The organism is Actinomadura sp. NPDC049753, from assembly GCF_040674655.1.
GTDB classification, from domain to species: domain Bacteria; phylum Actinomycetota; class Actinomycetes; order Streptosporangiales; family Streptosporangiaceae; genus Spirillospora; species Spirillospora verrucosospora.
Window position 1 is genome coordinate 39214 of sequence record NZ_JBFARL010000010.1, and the last position, 21856, is coordinate 61069.

The window sequence follows — 21856 nt, forward strand, 5'->3', positions numbered from 1 at the left end:
TGATCACCCTCACCATGAACGGATCGCCGTGTCCCCGCAGCCCGAACCGCCCCAGATGATCGGCCCCTACCGCGTCGTCTCGCGGCTCGGTTCCGGTGGAATGGGCGAGGTGTTCCTCGGGGCGTCGCCCAGCAGGCGGCTGGTCGCCGTGAAGGTCATCCGGCCGGAACTGCTGGACGACCCCAAATGGAGGGAACGGTTCCGCCGCGAGGTCACCTCGGCCCGCTCCGTGAGCGGCTTCTACACGGCTCCCGTTGTCGACGCCGACCCGGACGCGCCACAGCCGTGGCTGGCGACGCAGTACATCCGCGGTGTGAGTCTCTCCGCAGTCGTCCGGGAGAAGGGGCCGCTCCAGGAGCAGACGGCCTGCCGCCTGGGAGCCGGCCTGGCGGAGGCGTTGATCGCAATCCATGGGGCGGGGATCGTCCACCGCGATCTGAAGCCGTCCAACGTCCTGCTCGCCTCTGACGGTCCTCGGGTCATCGACTTCGGAATCGCCCGGCTCCTGGACGCTCTGCCTCTGTCGCGTACGGAGATTCTGGGGACGCCCGCGTACATGTCGCCGGAGCAGGCTCTAGGCGATCCCGTCCATCCGGAAAGCGACGTGTTCTCCCTCGGTTCGACGCTCGTCTACGCGGCGACCGGTGCGGCGCCGTTCGGTGACGGGCGCAAGGTTCGCGGACGGATCGTCTACGGCGAACCCGACCTCGCCCTCCTGCCGGCTCCCATGCTGGGGCTCGTCACACGCTGTCTGTCGAAGGACCCAGGGGAACGTCCGACACCCGAGCAGATCCTCGTCGCCCTGAGCACGTTGCTGGACGCGCACTACGGCGAGGAGTGGCCACCCCTGGACGTCGAGCAATTGATCGACGTCCGGGAACGGACCCTGGTCGAGTTGACAGCGGAGCAGCCCACCTTGCGTGAGCCGCGTCAGGAGGACGTGCACGGGCCGATATGACCGGTCGGCCATGGAGACAGGGGCTGAGATTCTTCTCACTTTCCCCGGCCGCACCGGCGCGGCACCGAACGGCCACCGTGGCATCCTCTCCCGGCGCGCGAGATCATGAGAACGCCTCACCGGCCGGCCGGCTGGGACGACCGGTGGGGAGGGCGAATTTCTGGTCGATCGCTGCTGACCGTCCAGCTTTCTGCCCAGGCCAGCCGGACCAGGCGTTTCAGGCCAGATCGTCCGTTTCGATATACGGGCGAGACGGCCGGGTCGCCGCGTCCGCGAGTGCCGGTGGAGCGGGCATGACGAGTCGTGAACGGCTCGTGCGCCCGCGCGACCGGCCGGTCCGCCGTCAACGGGGACGGCCCGGATCAGCCCCTGTGATCACGTGGATACGATGAAACCGGAACGTCTACGCAGGTGTGGACGCAGTTGGGAGTGAGCGAGTATGTCGGATTTCGAGCTCGACCACGCGGGCGGCCGCATGCCTCTGGAGGTCAGCGAGGCGACCGAGGGCCCGTCGGGGCTGGTCGTCGGCAGTCTCCTCAAGGAGACGGGCCATGTCACGCTCGATCCGGGTTTCACCAACACGGCGTCCACCACGTCGGCCATCACCTACATCGACGGTGAGGCGGGGATCCTGCGCTACCGGGGCTATCCCATCGAGGAGCTGGCGGAGAAATCGTCCTTCCTCGAAGTGGCCTACCTGCTGATCTACGGCGAGCTGCCGACGGCCGACCAGCTGAGCGCGTTCACCGACAGCGTCCGCCACCACACGCTGCTGGACGAGAAGTTCCGCGCCTTCTTCTCCGCCTTCCCGCGCCGCGCCCACCCGATGGCCGTGCTGTCGTCCGCGGTCAGCGCCCTGTCGACGTTCTACCAGGACAGCCTCGACCCGTTCGACCCGGAGCAGGTCGACCGGTCGAGCATCCGGCTCATCGCGAAGCTCCCGACCATCGCGGCCTACGCCTACAAGACGTCCAACGGCCAGCCGCTGCTCTACCCGGACAACTCGCTCGGGTACGTGGAGAACTTCCTGCGCATGATGTTCGGCCTGCCCACGCAGCCGTACGAGATCGACCCCGAGATCGCGCGCGTGCTGGACATGCTGTTCGTCCTGCACGCCGACCACGAACAGAACTGCTCCACCTCCACCGTGCGTCTGGTGGGCTCCAGCCAGGCGAACCTGTTCTCTTCGGTGTCCGCGGGCGTCGACGCTCTGTTCGGCCCCCTGCACGGTGGCGCCAACCAGGCCGTCCTGGAGATGCTTGAGCGCATCCACGACAACGGCGACGACATCGACTCGTTCGTCGAGCGCGTCAAGAAGAAGGAGCCCGGCGTCAAGCTCATGGGCTTCGGGCACCGCGTCTACCGCAACTACGACCCGCGCGCCGCCGTCGTGAAGAAGGCGACGGGCAAGGTCCTGGACGCGCTCGGCAAGTCCGACCCGCTGCTGGACCTCGCCATGCGCCTCGAAGAGGTCGCCCTCAGCGACGACTACTTCATCGAGCGCAAGCTCTACCCGAACGTGGACTTCTACACCGGCGTCATCTACAAGGCGATGGGCTTCCCGACGAACGCCTTCACGGTGCTGTTCGCCCTGGGCCGGCTCCCCGGCTGGATCGCCCAGTGGCGCGAGATGATGAACGACCCGTCCACAAAGATCGGACGTCCGCGCCAGGTTTACGTGGGACCGGGCGAGCGCCCCTTCGTAGAGCTTTCCGCCCGCTAGCGGCGGTTCCCGGGCGCGGTCCCGGGACGGCGGGAGCGCGTGTGCGGCGGGCGGGGTCCCCACCCCGCCCGCCGCATGATCATCTTCGGGGACGCCGCCGGGTTAGCCTGGGGGCGACGACTCCCCAGCGGAAGGCGCTCACCCATGCCCTCCATCGCCGAGAGCAGCCTCGTCAGCCTGGACTTCTGGTCGAAACCGCAGGACCAACGCGACGAACTGTTCGCCTCCCTGCGGGCCGCGGACGCGCCGGTGTTCTGCCCCGTGCCGGACGAACCGGGGTTCTACGCGATCGCCCGCTACGAGGAGGTCGCCGAGGCCAGCCGGAACCCCCAGGTGTTCAGCTCGCAACCCACCGCGGTCAGCCTGGTCGACCCGCCCCCTCAGGTCGCCGCCTACAGCGGCTCCATGATCAGCATCGACGATCCCCGGCACGCGCGGCTCCGCCGGATCGTCTCCCGCTCGTTCACGCCGCGCCTCGTCCAGCGGGTCACGGGAGACGTCGCCGTCCTGGCCCGCCACATCGTGGACGAGCTGACCGAGCGCGGCCCGTGCGACTTCGTCGAGCACGTCGCCATGCCGATGCCCCTGCGGATCATCTGCTCGATGATGGGCATCCCGGAATCCGCGTACGACGACGTCATCGAGGCCACGAACGTCATCATCGCCATCGGCGACCCCGACTTCGTCGGCCCTGACGGAGTCGAAAGGACGGTCGTCCTCAGGGAGAAGTTCTCCCTCCTGCACGCACTCATGGCCGATCTCGGCCGTCTGCGCCGTGAGAACCCCGCCGACGACCTCGTCACCGCGCTGACGCACGCGAACGTCGACGGGGAGGCCCTCGACGACATCGACCTGGGCCGCTTCTTCTCGCTCCTGGTCGTGGCGGGGAACGAGACGACGCGCAACGCGCTGTCGCACGCCCTGAGCCTGCTCACCGACAACCCTGATCAGCGGGACGTCCTGCTGGGGGACCTGGACGTCCGGCTTCCGGCCGCCGTCGAGGAGATCGTCCGGTACTCCACCCCGGTGACGTGGATGCGCCGGACGCTGACCCGCGACCACGAACTGGGCGGCCACGTCTACCGCGCCGGAGACCGGGTGATCCTCTACTACAACTCGGCGAACAGGGACGAGAGCGTCTTCAAGGATTCGCACGCCTTCGACGTCACGCGCTCGCCCAACCCGCACTTCGGTTTCGGTGCTCCCGGACCGCACTTCTGCCTTGGCGCGCACCTGGCCCGCCGCGAGATCACGGTGCTGCTCCGCGAGCTGTACACGCGGCTGCCCACCTTGCACGCCACCGCGCCGCCCGTCCGTCAGCGGGCGAGCTTCATCAATGGGATCAAGTCCCTGCCCTGCGCGTTCTGACTCCAACCGGAAGGTCTCGGCCTGCCGCGGGCGTCACCGCCAGCCCGTGACGCGGCACCGGTTATCCACAGAAGCGCGTTCTAGTCGTTCCGGTGGCGTCCGTGCCTGAGGCTGAGTCGCGTTCACGTCAACGCGACAAGAAAGGCCCGGCCATGCCTGAGATGACGCGCGCCGATCACAGCGCCAACCAGCTCGCCACGCTTCTCGGTCTCGCCCGCTGGCAGTTGCGCCTCGGCCTGGAGCACGGGCTGCTCCCGAAACCCGACCTGGAAGGGGACCGGTGGTCCGCCGCCCTCGCCGAGGGAGCCCGCGGTCGAAGCGAGGAGATTGTCGCCCGGTTCGGCGACGAGCCCCCCATCGGCTCGGCGAAGGCCGCCGCTCGGCTGGCGTCCCGGGTGGGCCTCGACGTCGAGCGCGGGGACGTCGAGGTCCTGGTAGCCCAAGGCGACCTCGACGTCATCAGCACCTTCCGCAGCACCTTCCGCGGATTTCCCGTCTACCTACTTCGCGATCTGGACCGGCTCGATCCCGACTCCGTGCGCCGAGTGGTCGCCACCAGGAAGGGCCCGCTGACCGACACCGTCGACGCCGGCGGAGCGGCGACTATCCTCGGCTGGCACCGCAGAACCTTCGACCGGATCGCGGTCGAACGCGGCCTGGAGACGGACAGACTTGGCCGCTACGCACTCTCCGACGTCCGGGCGCTGAGCGCGGACGAGGAGCTGACCCGCCAAGTGGGGGAGGAGCAACGGAACCTGGCCCTCGCTCGAACACGCCGGTCCGAGGCACGAGCCGAAGACGTGGTCCGCGCCTGGATCCTGCGGTGCTCTGCCTTTCTGGACGGCGACGCCGACCAGCCCCCGGACACGGCCCCCGTGGGACGAGCGCTGAGAAGCCTCACGACGATCAGGGCCGATATAGCGAAACGAGAACCCACGCCCTAGAAGCCGCCGCGAGGCTTCACCGCAACGCCCAGACGGGCTGGACACCTAGCGATGACTGCTAAGAAGCACCACTCGGCGCGATCGTCCAAGGACACCTCGACTTCGGGGACGCGCGGAATGAGTGTCGTTCTAACCGCGTCGGGAGGTGGAGCGGCGACGGGTCGGTGGCTTCTGAGTGTCCTTCTGCTGGTCCAGCACCTTCAGGAGACGGTCACGTGCTTCCGTCCGGGACATCGCCGGAAGGCGGGAAGGGAAGTTGGACGCCACGGCGGGAGGCGCCTCGACCAGCCCGTCGGCGTCGATCACGGCCTGATCGCCCGCCCAATGACCGAGCAGGACCGCGAACACGGCATCCGGATGGTGGGTGAGAAGTGCCATGATCCGCTCCGCCTCCTGGGCGCAGTCGGCCACCAGCAGCAGACGCCGCCCCTCAGTGACGCCGCTCCTCTCTCGGATGGCGAGTTCGGTTTCCAGGTACGCGAGCGCCGCGTCGAGGTTCCCGGGGATGAAGAGACCCGCCGTGTTGTCGTCGAGCAGCTCATCCTCGGCCAGCCCGAAGAGAGTGATGGCGTCGGCCCGCGGGACGACGACCAGTGAGTCGTCACCGTGGACGTCGAGCGCGGTCAGCGCCAATACCCGCGCGGTGGATGTCGCGCCCGGCCCCGTGAGGCCTGCGGCCGGCGTGGCAAACGGGTTGAGCGCAGGACGGTAGGTGAATCGCACGGCCTGCGGGTCCTGGGCGCTGGGCGCGGGAACGGGGGACAGGCCGGCGGTGGCGGCGGTGTAGATGCGATGCCGGAACGGGTAGCACATCGCTGCCGCGGCGGGGAGCAGGAGGCTGAGAAGCAGTACCGGTTGCAGCGAGGAAGGACGTGAATCGACCTCGTCGGCCTGTTCGCGCGGTCGCACCAGGGAGGAAGGATGTGGATCGACCTCGTCGGCCTGTTCGCGCGGTCGGACCGGGGCGGAGGCCACGGATGGGCGCTCGGGGGTGCTCTGGGAGGGGCTGGGAGACGGGGGTGCGCTTTTCGGACGGGCCGGCGAGGCAGGACGCGGAACAACGTTCTCGCGCGGGTGCGGCAATGGCACCTTGTGTTCCTTCTTCGGCTTCCGGTCGTACCGCTCGCCCCAGCGAGGCAGATCTCGGCCATGTCCCGAACGTCTCCGAGACCTCTCGTACATCGCCACCCATGCCTCCTTGCACTTGTGCGCGGCGTACCGGTCGCCAACAGCGTGGCGACAGACGGGCGGGACGGGCCTGTGCGGTTCCGGCTCGGTGGCGGCGGCCGCGTCGGACGGAGCCGTCGCACCGATACTGATGGCGCCGGCCATGGCGGTACACCCCAGAAAGCCGCAGGTGCAGCGGAGCCATTCGCCGAAGACGACGGCGAGTCTGGGATGTGCCAGGAAACGGTTCATCTTCGCCCCGGGGGATCGCGTCGGTCACCGTGTGAATGCCGATCGTAGCCACTTTGGCTACGGAGCGTTGAACATTGCCCACAGTCGGCTTCTGTCATCCGGCCGAGCCGTCGCCGCCGCGCGAGTGACGGATATATATGGCATATCCCGGATCATCCCGAAACGCCGCGTGCCTGCCCCTAGTCCCGCGCGCCGGGCCGCCAAAGCGCTGAATTCCCGTGAATTCAAAGGGATGCGCGAGGAGGGGGATCGGTGATAAGACAACCCCAAGCAACGACACCCCGCATGATCAGCACTTGCTCGAACCCCCTGAGGAGCCCCCCGAAGTGGCATGCTCGGGTGACGGCAGGGTCCCAAAACTGTCACTCGCTGTCACTGCGACCAATGGTCGAACTCTCCAAGGTGCCCACCTCTCCTGTCCCGGCCAGGAACGCCAAGATCTCGCGTCCCCAACGCAGGCGAAGTCGCGCGAATTCACCCTCCCCCGGCCGGACGGGCAACATAGACAAGCTTCGCCGTGATCGACTTGGCGTCGCCCTTTGTTCGATTCTCTCAACCTCCAGCCCCACCAGATCACCGAGACGCCCCTGAGCCCCGCCCCCGCGCCAAGCCGACGATGCGTGCCCGGTGCCGCGTAGTTCATGGAGCCGCTGCCAGCAGCCGGTCGGCCTGGACGGGCCCCCGGCAGGGCGTCGCCGGGATGCACGAGCGGGGGCCCTGCTAGACGGGGAGTGCACAGCGCCGCACCAAGCGCCGTCGACACGAGCCCGCAGATGCCGCTGGCGCCCCGATTGCTCATGACCCGAATACGGTGCCGCGGCCGCATCACCTGGTCTGGATCGCGGATCGGCGCGCTCGCCGCGGTGAACACCAACGACTCGCCGGCAGTGCCGCCAGTGTGTCGTGCGCCGACCGCAGCTCCTCACCTCCGGGATGGCATTCAGGACGGCGTCCACTGTGGGCCGCGGGCTGGCGGCGGCTGGCTCTTCTCCTGGGGCCGTCCAGGACGGCGTCTACCGCCGAGGTTGCGTCCCGGCGGCGACTCGCTCACCTCCGGGTCGCCGTTGGGGACGGTGTCCACCGCTGAGGCGGCGTGCAGGCTGCGACGCGGTGCCCTCTTGGTCGCTGTTGAGGGCGGCGCCCACCGTTGGGCGGCGGGCTAGCGGCTGGCTCTCTCGCCTTCGCGGCACAGTCCGGGTCGGTGTCACCTCCGAGGCTGGGGGCAGCCGCAGGCCGGGGGGTGTTGGGCATCTGGGTCTCGGGCGGAGGCTGGGGACTTAGGCGGCGGTGGGGAGGGGGTTGGGGGTGGGGGGTTCTTGGGTGTCGTGCAGGCCCATAGGGAGGGTGTCGCCCCAGAGCCAGTCGTTGATCGTGCCTTCGAAGTGGGCGGGCGGGCCTACGGCGATGAGGCGGGAGGTCAAGGGGGAGAGGTGGACTTGGAAGGGCGACGGCGGGGTGAGGGGGACGCGGCGGGTTGTGCCCCAGAAGTCGTTGAAGTCGCTCTGGGCCAGGTCGAGGACGTCGGGGATCGTGCGGTCGCGGACGGCCGGGCCGGTGGCCAGCCAGGACCAGTGGTCGGTCAGGAGGCGGCGGGCCGTGGTGCGCAGGACGTTGAGGGCGGTGAGGTCGTGCGGGCAGGCGACGTCGGTGATCTGGAGTTCGGGGAGGCCGAAGCGGCGCAGGCCGCGGGTTCGGAGCCGGAGGCAGGCGCAGCCGTTGACGCCTTCTGGATCGACGCCGGGGTCGGCGGCGGTGCAGCGGCCGTTGGCGCGGAACGGCGGTAGGACGTCGCCCAGCCACCGGTCGGCCAGAACGAAGCGCGTCCGCTCGTGGGCGGACGGCGTCAGGACGTGGCCCGTGACCAGGTCGGCGACTATTCCTCCGGTGGCTTCGGCGATGGCGTACGCGGCGGCGCGGGCCACCTGGACCGCTCTGGGCTGGTCGGTGATCGGGGCGAAGGCGGTGACGACGGCGAACTGCTCGGCGTCGTTGAAGGCGCGCGCGAGTTGCCGGTCTTCTGGTCGTGCCGCCTTGATCTGCCCCGGGTCCCAGCGGAGGTGGGCGAGGTCTTCGCGGGCGACCTGGAGCTGGCGTGTGCCCAGGCGTCCGGCGATGTGGGAGAGGTAGGGGCCGTCCGCGGTTCTGAGAAGGTCGGCGGGGCCGTCCGGGACGGTGGTGGCGGCCACGGCGAACCGTGACGTGGTGGTGGACGGGACCGGGAACGTGATCGTGGCCATGGGACTCCTCCTCGCCTTTCGGGACGTGCCCAGCTTGCGCGGCCGTCCGGGCGAGCGGCAGTAGAACCTGCTTCTGTGGATAACCCCGTCGGCTGGGGCGGCTGTGAGAGCGGTGAGCGGGCGGGGTGGCGTGCGTGGTGGAGCGCGCCGGGCTCCTGGGGGAGGCGGGGTTCCGGTCTTGGGGCTGCCGGAGCGGGTGATCCGGCGGATCGGCCGGGAGGCGGCGGTGACAGACACGTCTGTCTAGCTGCGACACGCCGTTCGCCATGGAAAAGACCAGCTTCGGCCGAATTCGCGGTGATTCGCGCGGCATCGACGGCGCAATCGGGGGGAATGTGTACGTTGGGGAGATCAACACTGCTGTGAGCTGCGGGGACGGGCCCCGCCGCCCAGCCTCGGAAATCAGGAGGTCCCCGTGGCTCGAACACTGTCGAGGGGCACCCGCGTCACCGGTGCCGAACGCACCAGGCTCGCCGCCGAGCTCGCCCCGCGGTACGCGGCGGGCGAGAGCATCCGCGATCTGGCCGCCGAGACCGGCCGGTCGTACGGGTTCATCTACAACGTCCTGAAGGAGGCGGGAGTGCCGCTGCGCGGCCGGGGTGGCAACACCCGGCGCAAGAAGGACTGACCCGCTCCCGAGCCCAGCGAGACAAGGAAGAAGCGAGCACATGGCCGGACGTCCCCCTCGCCCCCCGGGGGGACCCCGCGCGCTACGGACCGCGGAACGCCCCGGTGACCTCGGAGCGCCCGTTCAGGCTGGCAAGGTCGGCGGCCGCCCGCCCGGCCACCCAGCCCTCATAGTTGGAGACCGAACCCGCCCGCCCCTTGGCGAGGTCGGGGAACATCGTGTCGACGGCCTGATCGACGGCCTGGTCGCGCGCCGCCAGCACGGGAAGCAGATCCTTCCCGCCGGCGCCCGCGGCCGCCCTGTCCGCCGCTCCCCGCAGCCGCTCCCCGATGCGGACGGCGTAGGCGTTGAGGAACGCGTGGCGGAACGAACGCGTCCGTGACCGTCCCCGCGCGTCGCGTCTGGGACCCGCGTGCACCATGGCGGACGTCGCCTGGACCAGCAGGGACGTGAACAAGACCTCCACCGCGGCCAGGTCGGCCGGGAACCCGAGGACGGTGGAGAACCCCAGCTCCCGATGCCAGATCGCGCGGCAGTGGTTGGCCTCGGCCACCACTGTCAGCAAGACCGCCTTGGGCGCGTCGTAGGGGTTGTCCACGGCGATGCGGCGCCCGTCCGGGCCGCTGATGTCGCCCGACTCTGCGGCGATCAGCGCGTGGTCGATGCTGTGCCGAGCCATCAGCTCCTGGGCGCGCGTGCTGAGCGCCTCGGCTTCCTCGGGGAACTCGGTCGATTCGGCCTTGGCGAGGAGCGCGCGGACCCGTCCCAGAATCCGCTGATCAAGCTCCGCTCGCCTGTCGGCGCCGATCCTGGGCTCCCCGGGAGACCCGCTCCTCCTCGAACCGGGCGTATCCCTTCCAGGTCGGGACGCCCTCGTGGAGCCCCGGGCGTTCCCTGCGCCAGAGGCGCCGTGGCCGGGCTTGCCGGGGGGCGGGGTGATCGGAGGAAGCCTTGGAAGGGTTTCCAGCAGGTGGATGAGTTCGATGGCGCAGGCGACGTAGGTCGCGCGTTCGGCGCCTTCGCGGCGGCACCAGTGGGACGGGTGGGAGCCGTCGTCCGGCCACCACACGTCGGCCTGGATGGCGGCCAGTTGTTCGTGCCAGCGATCGTCGACCGCGCCGGGGAAGTAGGCGCGCGCCTCGTGGGCGATCGCGTCGGTGGCCAGGCGTGCGTGGCGGGTCGTGTGCCGGCGGATCGTGTAGCGCACCAGATCGGCCGGTTGCCAGCCCCGCTGCCAGGCGGAGGTGATTCCGTGACGCAGCCGGTCGGTGAGGCAGCGGTCGGCGGCTGCCGTCCAGTCCGGGGTGCCGGGACGGTCGGCCAGCTCGCCCACGAGCCGCCGGAACGCCGCGCGGTCGCGGCGAGCGAGCGATCGCACCGCCTCCTCGGCGGCGAGGGCTGCCGAGGCTTCGAACGGCCGGTCGCTGCGTCCGGTCTTCCGCACCGCCACTCCCGCCGTCCGACGTCGCCGGGGACGATTCTCCCACCCGGCGGGGACGAGGCTCGCCGCCGCCCGGCCGGAACGGGCAAAGCCTGCGTCCGGTCGCTCCTGCCGACGGACGGGCGAACTCGTCCGAATGCTGTTCGGTTCTCGGGGCGCCGGACCGCGCCGAACCGGGCTTGGACAAGGGGCGGATGGACCGCCGCCACATGCGGACATGACACTATGAGCGTGGACAACTTCGAATAGTGATCAATCCGATATCTTGATTGATTGAAAGATCCACGAGAGAGGCGCAAGCTGTCCCAGACGTCTGGAATGCCCCGCCCGTTCCTTCCGACCGACCGCCGACAGGACACGACTGATGTTCGAGATCTGGGAGACGAGTGAGCCCGCGCGGCTCATCAGTGATGCGGGGAGCCTGAAGGTCGCGCTGGAGAAGGTCGACACCATGTGCCGGCTCAGGCACGACCAGGCCGCGGCGCACGTGGGCGAGACCGGAGAGGGCTACCACTTCGAGATCAGGGACCACGAGGGCAAGGCGCTGGCGCGGCTGAGCTACGTCCCGGACACCTCCCGCGCGTACCAGAGCGTCGTGGTCGAGGAGATGCGCGGTCAGGACGGCGCCGGCTAGCAGCAGCCTCTCCGACAGCCCCCGGCCGTCGTCCGGGGGCTGTCGCATGTGCGGCCGGAGGCAGCCTCGTCACTCCTCGACGGTGACGACCGCTTCCTTGGCGTCCGGCTCCAGGAAGCGCAGCAGCGCTTCGCCTTCGGCCTTCAGCTCCTTGACGGCCGTCCGGGGGAGAGCCTCGAACGGGCGCATCCGGAGCGTGGCGACCTTGCGCTTGTACTCCGTCTCCCAGATGCCGCGCGCGAAGCCGTCCCAAAGGAAGACGGCGCGGACGCGCAGGTTCTTGGTCGTGAGCATGGGGCGGTGGTCGTCGGCTATGACCCGTCTGCGGTCGGAGTGTGCGAGGACGAGGCTGTCGAACTCGGGCAGGAACCGTGCGGGGGCGGGGACGTCCTCATCGGGGCGCGGCGCCTCCGGCAGGTCGAACAAAACTCGGCCCTTGTCGTCGGTGAAGGTGCGCAGGCTTGGGCGAAGGCGTTCCAGAGCCTCACCGGTCGAAGACAGGCCGGACCACGTCTGCGCGTCCGCGGCGGACGCCGGCCCGTAGGCGGCGAGGTAGCGCAGCATCAGTTCGTCGACGGCGCTCTCGGCGTTCGGCCCCGAATCCAGCCACGAGTCGGCCAGTGTGAAGCGCGACGTGCGCGGGAAGCCCCACCTGTCTTCGGTGGGCACCATGACCAGAGGGACGCACAACCGGACGGCATAGCCGAGAGCGCGGTCGTTGACGTCCGGGAACTGTTGCTGGAGCAGAGCGCGTATCTCGTTGAACGTCAGTGGTTCTCTCTGCAGGAGAGAACGTGCGGCGGGGACCACCTTCTCCAGTTCGAGTCCCTTGGCGCGGTCGCCCAGCACGCGCAGGCCACCGTCCAGCATCGGCTGCATCGCCGTACGGAATGCCGTGTAGTCCGCGCTCGTCACCAGGTGCAGGGTGGCGCGCATCATGGTGGCGCGCACCAGCCGCCGGTCGTGCAAGGCGGAGTGCAGATCGGATGCCTGGAACCCTTCGAGGCGCGTCCACAACCCCAGGAACGGCGGCTTGGGCTCCTGGGCCTGCAACCCGCACAGCCGCCCCACCGCCTCGGAAACGGGGATCGGCTCCCGTGCGAGCAGCATCTGCCGTGCCAGGGTGGCCCGGTTGAGGGCGCGGACGCTCAGGGTCTCTGTCATTCGTCCAGGATGCCGTGTTGACCGCATCCGCAGGGCCTGCGTCGTATCGGCGTGCCAGCCCAGCCCGACCGTCAACGGCGGCAAGGCGAGAGGACGGGATCGCGGACCCGCCCGAGCCTGCCCTGTCCTCCTGCTTCATGGCGACGCGGACGCAACGCCGACCATGATCGTCGGCTCCCCTTCTCCTTCGCGGCACGCGGCGATGCGGCGGCCTTGGCGCACGCCCGGGTGGTCGATGCGTTCGCCGACGCCACACCGGAGGGCCGCCCGATGCCGGTGTGACGGAGATCTCCGGCCCTGAATCTTCTCCGGAATCCGAGGTGCCTCCTGCGTGGCCAGGGGAGCACGCACCGTGCAGGACGCCCTCGGTCGTCTCGACGGCAGAGCGGGCCGACCGCGCGGATCCGCACTGGTCAAGCCGTCGCGGAGACCCGGCGAGCGCCTCATGGCGTGATCGATAACGAGCGACCGACCCTGGGGTTACGGCGGGATTTTTCTTGAAATGCACGTGCATCAGCCCTTGCACCTGCACGCCATTCCTAGCAGGATTGCCCCGGACCCCCGCACGTGAACTCCCCGGAGATCGCGATGACCGCACACTTGAACGACAGTGACCGACAGGCGCTGCGGCTGGCCCAGGATCTCCGCGAGGAGATGCGGGCGGCTCTGCCGCAGTCGCCGGCCCCGCCCTCGGTATCCCCGTTCGTCGATCAGGCCGGGATGCCGAGCGTCCTGCTGAGGATGGACGCCGAGACGGCCCGCGCCCTCATGGCCGTGCTGGCCGAGCGTCGCGGCGCGGCGGCGGAGCAGCGCCGGGCCGACGGCTCGCACGTCCCGCCACCCGTCCCGCCGCCCGCGGCCCAGGCCGTTCCGGCGGCACAGGGACCCGTCGTGGCGGCTCTGCCCTACGGTGAGCCCGCCTACGGGCAGCCCCCCTACGCGGAGGCCCCCTATGCGGAGGCCCCGTACATGGAGTCGCCCTACGCGGGGGCTCCCTACGCGGAGTCGCCCTACGTGCCGCAGCAGCCGAGCCCTGCCGTGTTCACCGGCGGCACCGGCCCGACCCCGCTCGTGCCCTCGGTCTACCCGACGCACTGACGGCTGACGACGTCCCCCCGCGCGGCTCACGGCCGTGCGGGTATGCGGATGCGCCATGCTGGCGTACGGCGCCGTGCGGCCCGATCATGCGGGCCGCCCTCCCTTTCGCGGTCACGCGTACGCTGTGACGGGTCCAGGGTGCGCTTCTGCGGCCACCCGCCTTCAGCGCCCATGAGTCCCGGGCTGTTCTCGCGCCCGGCGGCGGAGCGGTCCGGCCGGGCCGTGAACGCGGGCGGTCCATCGGAGTAAAGATCTTTCTTGGTGCGGGGACGGCGCCCGGCGACTGGCCCTCAGCCCCGACGGGAAAGGCGTTCCGCCCCAGTTCGGGGTTAAAAGATCTACCTTCTCAAAGGTAAAGAAATCCCCCGTTTGGCGAAAGCACGGTAATGCCGTATATAGTCATCCCCAGGTCAGGGTCAAAGAAGCCTTGACCTGGCCAATCGCATAACCGCCGCTTCCCGCCCGCCAGGCGGGATCACTTTCGCCGAACGCAGCCGTACCATGCAGCGGCCGCGCACCGTGCTGGGCCCGTGAGCCCCCGGTCGGCATCTTTCCCGCTTCATCCGAACCCGTGTCATCACGCACGTCCGCGACCGGTCGTGCGCGACTGAGCGCGGGTGCGGTCCACCATGCCCGTGGATCGTTCCAAAGCGGGTCTCCCTCGCGGCGGCATCTCCCGAGTCTCGAGTCTCGGAGCCGTTCACCCCTGCCCGGAAACAGGCGCGTGACCTGCGTGTCCTTCCCGTGCCGAGCGGCAGCCCTGTACCCCGAACGAAGGATCCCCATGCAGCAGCGAGCGATCAACGTCATCCTGACCGGCGTCACCGGCACCGCCCTCGCGGGCATGATGGTGGCCGGTGTCGCCGCCGCGAGCGATGACTCCGCTCCCAAGAAGCAGTTCCTGCCGCAGCAGGCCGTGGCCGCGCAGGAGCACCAGGCCCCCAAGCAGCTCGCCGACAAGGGCGCGGGCGGGTTCACCGTGCCGAAGGCCCCCGTGAAGGCCGAGGCCGACACCAAGGCCGGCTCGAAGGCCGAGCCGAAGAAGGCCGCCAAGCCCGTGAAGAAGGGTCCGAAGGCCCTGCTCAGCGGCAAGACCACCGCGTCCTACTTCTGGGACGACGGGTCCGGAGTGAACGGCGACACCGGCGCCCCCGCCGGCGGCAAGCCGATGCAGAAGGGCCTGTTCGCCAGCCCCAGCTGGCCCATGCACACCAAGGTCAAGGTGACCTACAAGGGCCGCAGCATCACCGGCTTCGTCGGCGACCGCGGGCCCGGCGAGCCGTCCCACCGGGGCGTGATGCTCGACCTCGACACCTACACCTTCCGGTACCTGCTGGACGGCAAGAAGCCCGAGAGCAAGTACAACGCCGGCTCCGGCGAGGGCCACCTGAAGGGCGTCAAGTGGGAGGTCCTGTCCTGGGGCTCCGGCGCCGGGAAGAAGGGCAAGCCCCAGCCTTTCGGCTCATGACATGAGGCCGGCGGACCATTCGTGAAAAGGCTCACAGTGCGAATGTGAGCCCGACCACGCCCGGTTCGCAGGGCCTCTCCAAGACCCGGCGCAGGGCTGCCGGTGCATGGAAAACGGGGATTCCCCGGTATCGAAAGATCACCGGGGAATCCCCATTTTCAGCGCGCCCGCGTTCTCGCGCGCCAGCTCCCGCGACAGCGCCCGCGCCGCGGTCCGTACGGCCGGCTCACCGAGCCGGAGCTCAGCCTCGCCATGAACGCCGGCTTCGCCGATCCCCTCTAGGCGGCCAGGAGGGGGATGACGGGGGCGAACGCCTCCATGGCCGCGTCCGGGACCTGGTAGTAGGTGAAGCCGAAGCGGTCGCGGCGGGCCAGCATCTGCTCGGCGATGTGCTCCGGCGGGCCCACGAACTGGGACGGCATGTCGAGGACGAGCTCGGCCGACGAGGCGCCCCAGCCGCGCGTCACCGCGACCGTCGCGGCGGCGCGGCGGGGGTCGGGGCCGAACGCGGGCGTCACCATCATGCTCAGCTCGACGTCCCGATCTCCGGCGGCCTCGCGGACCCAGTCGACCTTCCGGGCGATGGTGTCGGGAAGGCGCTCGGAGAGCTCGTCCGAGATCGTCCCCTCGGGCAGGGCGCGGGGGAGGATCCCGACGGTGTCGGCGTACCGGCCGGCGATGCCGAGCATGCGCCGGCTGCCCGCGCCCACGACGAGCGGCGGTCGCCGCTCCGGGCGGGGGAAGACCGTCAGGCCGTCGATCGTGTAGTGCTCGCCGGTGAACGAAATCTTCTCGCCGCTCAGCAGGCCGCGCAGGATCCGCAGCGACTCCGCCAGCCGCCCGACCCGCGTCCCGGGCGGGTCGAAGGGCATCCCGGCGGCCTCGTACTCCTCGCGCAGCCAGCCCGCGCCGAGGCCCAGCTCGAACCTCCCGCCCGACAGGTGGTCGAGCGTCGCGGCCTCCTTGGCGAGCATGACCGGGTGCCGGAAGTCGTTGGACAGCACCATCGTGCCCAGCCGCAGCGTGCTCGTCGCGCCCGCGGCGGACGCCAGCGCCACCATGGGCGCGAGCTGGTCGCCGAACGGCTCGGCGACGAAGTGGTCCCGCAAGGTCAGGACGTCGTATCCCAGCTCCTCGGCGCGGCGAGCTGTGTCGGCCAGTTCGGCGCCTGAGCGGATCGACTCGCCCACCACGCCGAAGCGGAAGTTCCTGTGCATGTCCCGAGCGTGCCCCGCGGCAGGGCCTTCTGGCTGGCAGGAATGCGACATGAGGTTCGGACCGGCGGAACGAGGCGAGCGGCTCGGTCGCCGTCCGTGCGGCGTAAGGGCGTCACCGACTGCCCCGTTCGCACCGGTCCTTTCCAGGCTGCGACGTACCGCGCGGTTTTTCAAGCAGCGGGCCGCCTACCCGCCGACACGCTGGGACAGGACCCGTCCCGGCCAGTCGCCCACGGTGAAGGCGGCGTCCGTCTCGAACCCGTTGCCCCGGTAGTACTCCACCAGCCGCCCGTCGCCGCCGCCGTAGCAGTCGACGCGCAGCAGGCCCACGCCCTTCGCCCTGGCCTCGTCCCTCGCCTTGGCGATCAGCGCGCCGCCCACCCCGTGCCCGGCGAACGCCCGGTCGGTGACCAGGAGGGTGATGTAGAGCTCCGGCTCGTCGACCGGCTCGACATAGTGCGGGGGCCCGGGCGCGACCGCCATGACGCCGGCGGGCCGCCCGCCGACCCGCGCCACCCAGAGCTCGTCGTCGCGGGCGATGCCCGAGATCCGCTCGACGCGGCGCGGATCCTCCGACCACGGCTCACCGCCCCACTGGCCCGTGCGGCCGTGGGCGGCGAGCCACGCCACCGCCCCGTCCAGCATCGCCAGCATCATCGGCGCGTCGCCGGGCCCGCCCTTGTGGATCTCCATCGCACCTCCTCGTGAGGGAGATCCTGGCAGTTCCCGATCGCCGGGGCGAGGGGCTCAGGAGCCGATGAAGCCGTGCGCGCGGGTGAAGAGGCCGAGCGTGATCGAGTGGAGGAGGTCGCCGGTCTCCCTGGGGGCCTTGCCCGCGAACGCGCGGGCGTGCGTGCCCTCCAGGACGATGCCGAGCTTGAAGCAGGCCATCACCGCGTACCAGGTGATGGACGACAGGTCGCGCCCGTCGACGGCGTCCGCGCGCTCGGCGTAGACCTCGACCAGCTCCTCGGCGGTGGGCAGCCCTCCCGCGGCGCCGAGCGGGCCGGCGAGGGCGGCGCTCTGGTCGGCGCGGTCGGGCCAGGTGGCCAGCAGCCAGCCGAGGTCGAGCAGCGGATCGCCGATGGTGCTCATCTCCCAGTCGACGATCGCGGCGACCTCCGGGCCGTCGAAGGAGTACATCAGGTTGGCCAGGTGGTAGTCGCCGTGCATGATCCCCGGGCGCCACGCCTTGGGGCGGCGCTCCTCCAGCCACCGCGCGACGTCGTGGAGGCCGGGGATGTCCGGTCCGGGATAGCCGTCCAGCGCGCTGTAGGAGTCGAGTTCGGACATCCAGCGGCCCACCTGCCGCTCCAGGAAGCCCTCGGGCTTGCCGAAGCCGCGGAGGCCGACCGCCTCGTGGTCCACGGCGCCCAGCGCGGCGAGCGCTCTCGCCGCGTTCAGTCCCATCTCGCGCCGGACGGTCGCGTCACGCGCGTGCGGCTCGGGGAGCGTGACCGACGCGTTGAAGCCGTCGACCGGGGTCATCAGGTAGAAGACCGCGCCGCCCATGACGGTCTCGTCCGGGCAGGCCGCGATGAGGCGCGGCGCGGGGACGTCGGTGCCGTCGATGGCCCCCAGCACGCGGGCCTCGCGCCGCAGGACCTCGTTCGTCCTCGCGCGCAGGTGGCCCGGGCCGCGCCTGAGCACGTAGTCGCGGCCGCCGCGACGGAACCGGACCAGCGTGTTCTGGGTGCCGCCCGCCAGCCGCTGGACGTCCTCGAACGGGCCGCCCGGCAGGCCCCGGCCTTCCATCCACCCGGCCAGGACGTCGAAGTCCACCAGGGCGCGGTCGATCTGCTCAGGCTGCACGGCGGTCCCTTTCCGTCGCTCGATGTACCGGAGAGTAACAGTCATGCACTTGCATTACTTACTGAGGTGGCCCGATTATCGGGGGACACCACCGAGGAGGCTCGCCATGGCTTGGGATTTCGAGACCGACCCCGCCTACCAGGAACTTCTCGACTGGGCGGACGCCTTCGTCCGGGACGAGGTCGAACCCCTGGACCTGGTGCTCGGCGACCCCTACGACAAGGCCGACCCCCGCTACAAGCGGCTCGTGCGCCCCCTCCAGGACCGGGTGCGCGAGAAGGGCCTGTGGGCGTGCCACCTGGGTCCCGAACTGGGCGGCCAGGGGTACGGGCAGGTGAGGCTCGCGCTGCTGAACGAGATCCTGGGCCGCTCGCGCTGGGCGCCGTCGGTGTTCGGCTGCCAGGCACCCGACTCCGGAAACGCCGAGATCATCGCCCATTTCGGCACGCCCGAGCAGAAGGAGCGCTACCTGCGCCCCCTGCTGGAGGGCGAGATCTCCTCCTCGTACTCGATGACCGAGCCGCACGGGGGAGCCGACCCGACCCTGTTCACCACGCGCGCCGTCCGGGACGGGGACGGCTGGGTCGTCAACGGCGAGAAGTGGTTCTCCTCCAACGCCCGCCACGCGACCTTCCTGATCGTGATGGCCGTGACGAACCCCGACGTCTCCGCCTACGAGGGCATGTCGATGTTCATCGTCCCGGCCGACGCGCCCGGGCTGGTCACCGTCCGGAACGTGGGCGTCGGCGGCGAGCGCGAGGGCTCCCACGGCTACCTGCGCTACGAGGACGTCCGGGTGCCGGCGGAGAACCTCCTCGGCGACGAGGGCGGCGCGTTCGCCATCGCCCAGACCCGTCTCGGCGGCGGCCGCATCCACCACGCCATGCGGACGATCGCGCAGGTCCGCAAGGCGTTCGACATGATGTGCGAGCGCGCGGTCTCCCGGCGGACCCGCTTCGGGCCGCTCGCCAAGATGCAGATGACCCAGGAGAAGATCGCTGACAGCTGGATCGAGATCGAGCAGTTCCGGCTGCTCGTCCTGCGCACCGCCTGGCTGATCGACAAGCACCGGGACTACAAGGCCGTCCGCAAGGACATCGCCGCGGTGAAGGCCGCGATGCCGAAGGTCTACCACGACGTCGTCCAGCGCGCGATGCACCTGCACGGCGCGCTCGGCGTGTCGAACGAGATGCCGTTCGCCGCCATGATGATGGGGGCCGAGGCGATGGGCATCGCCGACGGCCCCACCGAGGTCCACAAGATCACCGTGGCCCGGCAGCTGCTGCGCGACGTCGAGCCCGTCGAGGGCCTGTGGCCGTCCGGCCACCTGCCCACCCGCCGGGAGGCCGCCCGCGAGCGGTACGCCGAGGCCCTGGAGCATGCGATCGGCAATGAGTGACACCCGGGAACGACTGCTGGACGCCGCCGAGACCCTCTACGCCGCCCGCGGCGTGGACGCCGTCAGCCTCCGCGAGATCCTCCAGGAGGCCGGCGCCCGCAACGCCACGGCCGTCCAGTACCACTTCGGCGACCGCGCCGGGATCCTGCGCGCGATCTTCGCCCGGCACGCCCCCGAGGTCGAGGCCCGCCGGCACGCCCTGCTCGACGCCTACGAGGACGGCGAGCAGGGGGTCCGCCCCCTGGCCGCCGCCCTCGTCCGGCCCATGGCGGCCCGCCTGGCCGACGCGTCGGGACGCTCCTACCTGCAGATCTGGGCGGACGTGCTGAACCGCCCGGACCCCCTCGTCCCCCTGGCGGTCCTGGACGACCCGCGCGACAGCCTCTGCCGCTGGCGGACCCTGGTGGAACCCCTTCTGGAGGAGGACGCGGCCCGGCTGCACCGCCGCTTCACCGCCATCCTGTACGCCGCGATCGAGCTGGCCCGCCGCGCACGCTCCGGCCCCCGCACCGACGACCGGCTGTTCACCAGCTACCTGATCGACGTCGTCGCGGCGATCCTCGGCGCCCCCGTCTCCCCGGAGACCCGCCGCCTCGCCGACGAACGCGACGCCGCCCGCCGCTGATCGCCGAAGGCCAGGTCACAATCGTCCAAGACGGGGGGATCCGCTTCCCGCAGACTGGGCATCCCAGACCCCAGGGAGGGACGAGATGACCAGCGAGATCCGCCGCACCTTCTACCCGCTGATCCGGGCGGCCGACCCGGCCCGGACGCTCGACTGGCTGGAGAAGGCGTTCGGCTTCGAACCCGTCGACGTGCACAAGGACGACGAGGGCGCCATCGTGCACGCCGAGATGCGCTACGACACCGGCCTCGTCATGTTCGGGCCCGCCTCGACCGCCAAGGCCGCCGTCTACGTCGCCGTCGACGACCCCGACGCCCACCACGCCCGCGCGAAGGCCGCCGGGGCCGAGATCTTCCGCGAGCCGACCGACCAGGACTACGGCTCCCGCGACTACGCGGCCCGCGACCCCGACGGCAACGAGTGGTACTTCGGCACCTACCGCCCCTGACCCCCAAAGAGGCGACCTCCTCATGCGCCGCTAAATGAGATGGGCGTTGCCGAATCCCTCACACAGCACCCGGGGATGCCTGCTGACCAGAGACCCCGTGCTCGCCTGCCCCGCGCTCCGGGGAATGCTCAAGCTGAAGTTCGCGCTCCCGTTGCTCTTCCTTCAACGCTTCAACACGCTCCGCGAAGAGCCTGAAAGGGTCCGTTTCCTCATCGGCATAGTCCTGAATCCGCAACTCCAGATGCCGATACTCCTTCTCGATATTATTAGCGGTCTGCTGTTGGCTGAAGCTGAGCTCGCGCCAGCGGAAGAGCGTGCCGAATCCCGCGGCGCCCGCAACCGAGATACTCACGATCACAACGACCCAGTTCGTAGGGTTATCGGGGGCCATGGCTCCTGTCAGTGCAGTGACCAGAATCGATCCCAGCATGACGATCGACTGACTCAAGCGGTGGCGACGACGATTGCTCGCGGCCTTGCCGCGCTCCTGCTCCATGAAGTCCCAGGCCTCGGCCCGGTGGCGCTCGCGTATCGACTCCAATGAGGCCGTGTAACCGACACCGCCGGTGCGGCGCAGGGCGATGAGGCGTTTACGATCCTTCTCGATCTCGAAGATCGCGTCCTGCTGCCACTTGAGGATCGCCCCGACCGCCAGCAGGAAGAAAGCGGTGATGCCAAGGCACCAATACTGCGCCTCGCGAGGAAACGTCTTGAAGCCGGTGATGACAATCCAGCCGAAGGCTATCGTCAATCCGAGGCTCAGGATGAGAGAGGTTCCGAGAAGGCGCTGATAGAAGCGTCTTTGCCGCAGACCCTCCTCCAGTTCGGCCAGTTGCGTATCAATATCTGCAGTAGCCGATGGCCTGGCCGTCATCGCATCTATTCCTTGTTGTTGCTGTAGGTTCACAGAACGTTATGGAGGGTACATTTGCTGGCCCTTCCCGTGCAAGACGCCTATTGCGCGCCCCTCGCGGTCCAGTTTTGGTTCGTCCGAAAAGCGCTATTGGAGGGATCTGGCAACGCGAGATGCCACGCCGACGGTGGCGGCCGGGTGGATCATGTGGTCGATCGACGCGTTGCTATCAGCGTGCCCTGCGGCAGGCGGGGACGAGCGCAAGCGGCGGTCCGCCGTGCGATGATCGAGTACCTCGCCGCTGGCCGGCGTCCCACGACCGGCATCGTCCGGGCTCGGCTCCCAAGCCTGCCACCGGACACGGCGTCTCACACCCTCGGGATTAATGGGGGGCTTCGCGTGGAATGCGGGTGCTACGGT

19 protein-coding genes and 1 pseudogene are annotated in these 21856 nt (G+C 69.9%); 11 read left to right on the plus strand and 9 right to left on the minus strand.

Translation table 11 applies throughout. From position 1 onward, the window contains the following. Positions 1-55 precede the first annotated feature (55 nt). The 4 genes from AB0K37_RS04780 to AB0K37_RS04795 all read left to right on the plus strand — a co-directional run bounded on the left by AB0K37_RS04780 (position 56) and on the right by AB0K37_RS04795 (position 4993). Entirely contained in the window at positions 56-958 is a 903-nt protein-coding gene (locus AB0K37_RS04780; protein WP_363974935.1) for a serine/threonine-protein kinase, read from the plus strand. 439 nt (positions 959-1397) lie between these two features. Continuing rightward, on the plus strand, positions 1398-2681 hold the full coding sequence (locus AB0K37_RS04785; protein ID WP_363974834.1) for a citrate synthase: 1284 nt from the start codon (positions 1398-1400) through the stop codon (positions 2679-2681). A 144-nt stretch (positions 2682-2825) separates the two neighbouring features. Continuing rightward, a complete protein-coding gene (locus AB0K37_RS04790; RefSeq protein WP_363974837.1) occupies positions 2826-4049 on the plus strand; it encodes a cytochrome P450 in 1224 nt (407 codons plus the stop codon). Between the two features lie 152 nt (positions 4050-4201). Then, positions 4202-4993, plus strand: a complete 792-nt coding sequence (locus AB0K37_RS04795; protein WP_363974840.1) for a hypothetical protein — start codon at positions 4202-4204, stop codon at positions 4991-4993. Between the two features lie 129 nt (positions 4994-5122). Here AB0K37_RS04795 and AB0K37_RS04800 read toward each other — a convergent pair whose 3' ends face one another. From AB0K37_RS04800 to AB0K37_RS04810, 3 genes and pseudogenes are all read right to left on the minus strand, one after another. Then, entirely contained in the window at positions 5123-5968 is an 846-nt protein-coding gene (locus AB0K37_RS04800) for a hypothetical protein (protein ID WP_363974843.1), read from the minus strand. A 1180-nt stretch (positions 5969-7148) separates the two neighbouring features. Then, a pseudogene (locus AB0K37_RS04805) lies at positions 7149-7333 on the minus strand (2-succinyl-5-enolpyruvyl-6-hydroxy-3-cyclohexene-1-carboxylate synthase); the annotation flags it as partial. A gap of 356 nt (positions 7334-7689) precedes the next feature. After that, the gene (locus AB0K37_RS04810) at positions 7690-8649 is read right to left on the minus strand and encodes a hypothetical protein (protein ID WP_363974846.1); all 960 of its coding nucleotides are present in this window, start codon (positions 8647-8649) and stop codon (positions 7690-7692) included. A gap of 415 nt (positions 8650-9064) precedes the next feature. Between AB0K37_RS04810 and AB0K37_RS04815 the strand changes: the two genes are divergently transcribed. Beyond that, a complete protein-coding gene (locus tag AB0K37_RS04815; RefSeq protein WP_021594883.1) occupies positions 9065-9277 on the plus strand; it encodes a helix-turn-helix domain-containing protein in 213 nt (70 codons plus the stop codon). An 82-nt stretch (positions 9278-9359) separates the two neighbouring features. On the opposite strand, the gene AB0K37_RS04820 is transcribed toward AB0K37_RS04815, so the two are convergent. Continuing rightward, entirely contained in the window at positions 9360-10721 is a 1362-nt protein-coding gene (locus tag AB0K37_RS04820; RefSeq protein WP_363974849.1) for a DUF2786 domain-containing protein, read from the minus strand. Positions 10722-11082: 361 nt separating this feature from the next. Between AB0K37_RS04820 and AB0K37_RS04825 the strand changes: the two genes are divergently transcribed. Then, complete coding sequence (locus tag AB0K37_RS04825; protein ID WP_363974852.1) at positions 11083-11352, plus strand: hypothetical protein; 270 nt, start codon at positions 11083-11085, stop codon at positions 11350-11352. A gap of 69 nt (positions 11353-11421) precedes the next feature. Here AB0K37_RS04825 and AB0K37_RS04830 read toward each other — a convergent pair whose 3' ends face one another. Beyond that, positions 11422-12516 carry a winged helix DNA-binding domain-containing protein gene (locus tag AB0K37_RS04830; protein ID WP_363974855.1) on the minus strand — a complete coding sequence of 365 codons (1095 nt, stop codon included), beginning with the start codon at positions 12514-12516 and terminating at the stop codon, positions 11422-11424. A 588-nt stretch (positions 12517-13104) separates the two neighbouring features. Between AB0K37_RS04830 and AB0K37_RS04835 the strand changes: the two genes are divergently transcribed. Both AB0K37_RS04835 and AB0K37_RS04840 read left to right on the plus strand, forming a co-directional pair. Next, positions 13105-13614, plus strand: a complete 510-nt coding sequence (locus AB0K37_RS04835) for a hypothetical protein (RefSeq protein ID WP_363974857.1) — start codon at positions 13105-13107, stop codon at positions 13612-13614. A gap of 784 nt (positions 13615-14398) precedes the next feature. Further along, entirely contained in the window at positions 14399-15082 is a 684-nt protein-coding gene (locus AB0K37_RS04840) for a hypothetical protein (RefSeq protein WP_363974860.1), read from the plus strand. 278 nt (positions 15083-15360) lie between these two features. Here the strand turns inward: AB0K37_RS04840 and AB0K37_RS04845 are convergent, their stop codons facing one another. The 3 genes from AB0K37_RS04845 to AB0K37_RS04855 all read right to left on the minus strand — a co-directional run bounded on the left by AB0K37_RS04845 (position 15361) and on the right by AB0K37_RS04855 (position 18111). Next, entirely contained in the window at positions 15361-16299 is a 939-nt protein-coding gene (locus tag AB0K37_RS04845) for a TIGR03621 family F420-dependent LLM class oxidoreductase (RefSeq protein ID WP_363974863.1), read from the minus strand. Between the two features lie 186 nt (positions 16300-16485). Further along, complete coding sequence (locus AB0K37_RS04850) at positions 16486-16992, minus strand: GNAT family N-acetyltransferase (RefSeq protein ID WP_363974866.1); 507 nt, start codon at positions 16990-16992, stop codon at positions 16486-16488. A gap of 54 nt (positions 16993-17046) precedes the next feature. Then, positions 17047-18111 (minus strand): phosphotransferase family protein, encoded by a 1065-nt coding sequence (locus AB0K37_RS04855; protein WP_363974869.1) that lies wholly within the window; start codon positions 18109-18111, stop codon positions 17047-17049. Between the two features lie 106 nt (positions 18112-18217). On the opposite strand from AB0K37_RS04855, the gene AB0K37_RS04860 reads away from it, so the two are divergent. The 3 genes from AB0K37_RS04860 (at position 18218) to AB0K37_RS04870 (ending at position 20583) form a co-directional block, all read left to right on the plus strand. Then, the gene (locus tag AB0K37_RS04860; protein ID WP_363974872.1) at positions 18218-19510 is read left to right on the plus strand and encodes an acyl-CoA dehydrogenase family protein; all 1293 of its coding nucleotides are present in this window, start codon (positions 18218-18220) and stop codon (positions 19508-19510) included. Then, entirely contained in the window at positions 19503-20135 is a 633-nt protein-coding gene (locus tag AB0K37_RS04865) for a helix-turn-helix domain-containing protein (RefSeq protein ID WP_363974875.1), read from the plus strand. The genes AB0K37_RS04860 and AB0K37_RS04865 overlap by 8 nt, the downstream gene beginning before the upstream one ends. A gap of 85 nt (positions 20136-20220) precedes the next feature. Then, entirely contained in the window at positions 20221-20583 is a 363-nt protein-coding gene (locus tag AB0K37_RS04870) for a VOC family protein (protein WP_363974879.1), read from the plus strand. A 58-nt stretch (positions 20584-20641) separates the two neighbouring features. On the opposite strand, the gene AB0K37_RS04875 is transcribed toward AB0K37_RS04870, so the two are convergent. Continuing rightward, entirely contained in the window at positions 20642-21457 is an 816-nt protein-coding gene (locus AB0K37_RS04875; protein ID WP_363974882.1) for a DUF4231 domain-containing protein, read from the minus strand. Positions 21458-21856: the final 399 nt, after the last annotated feature.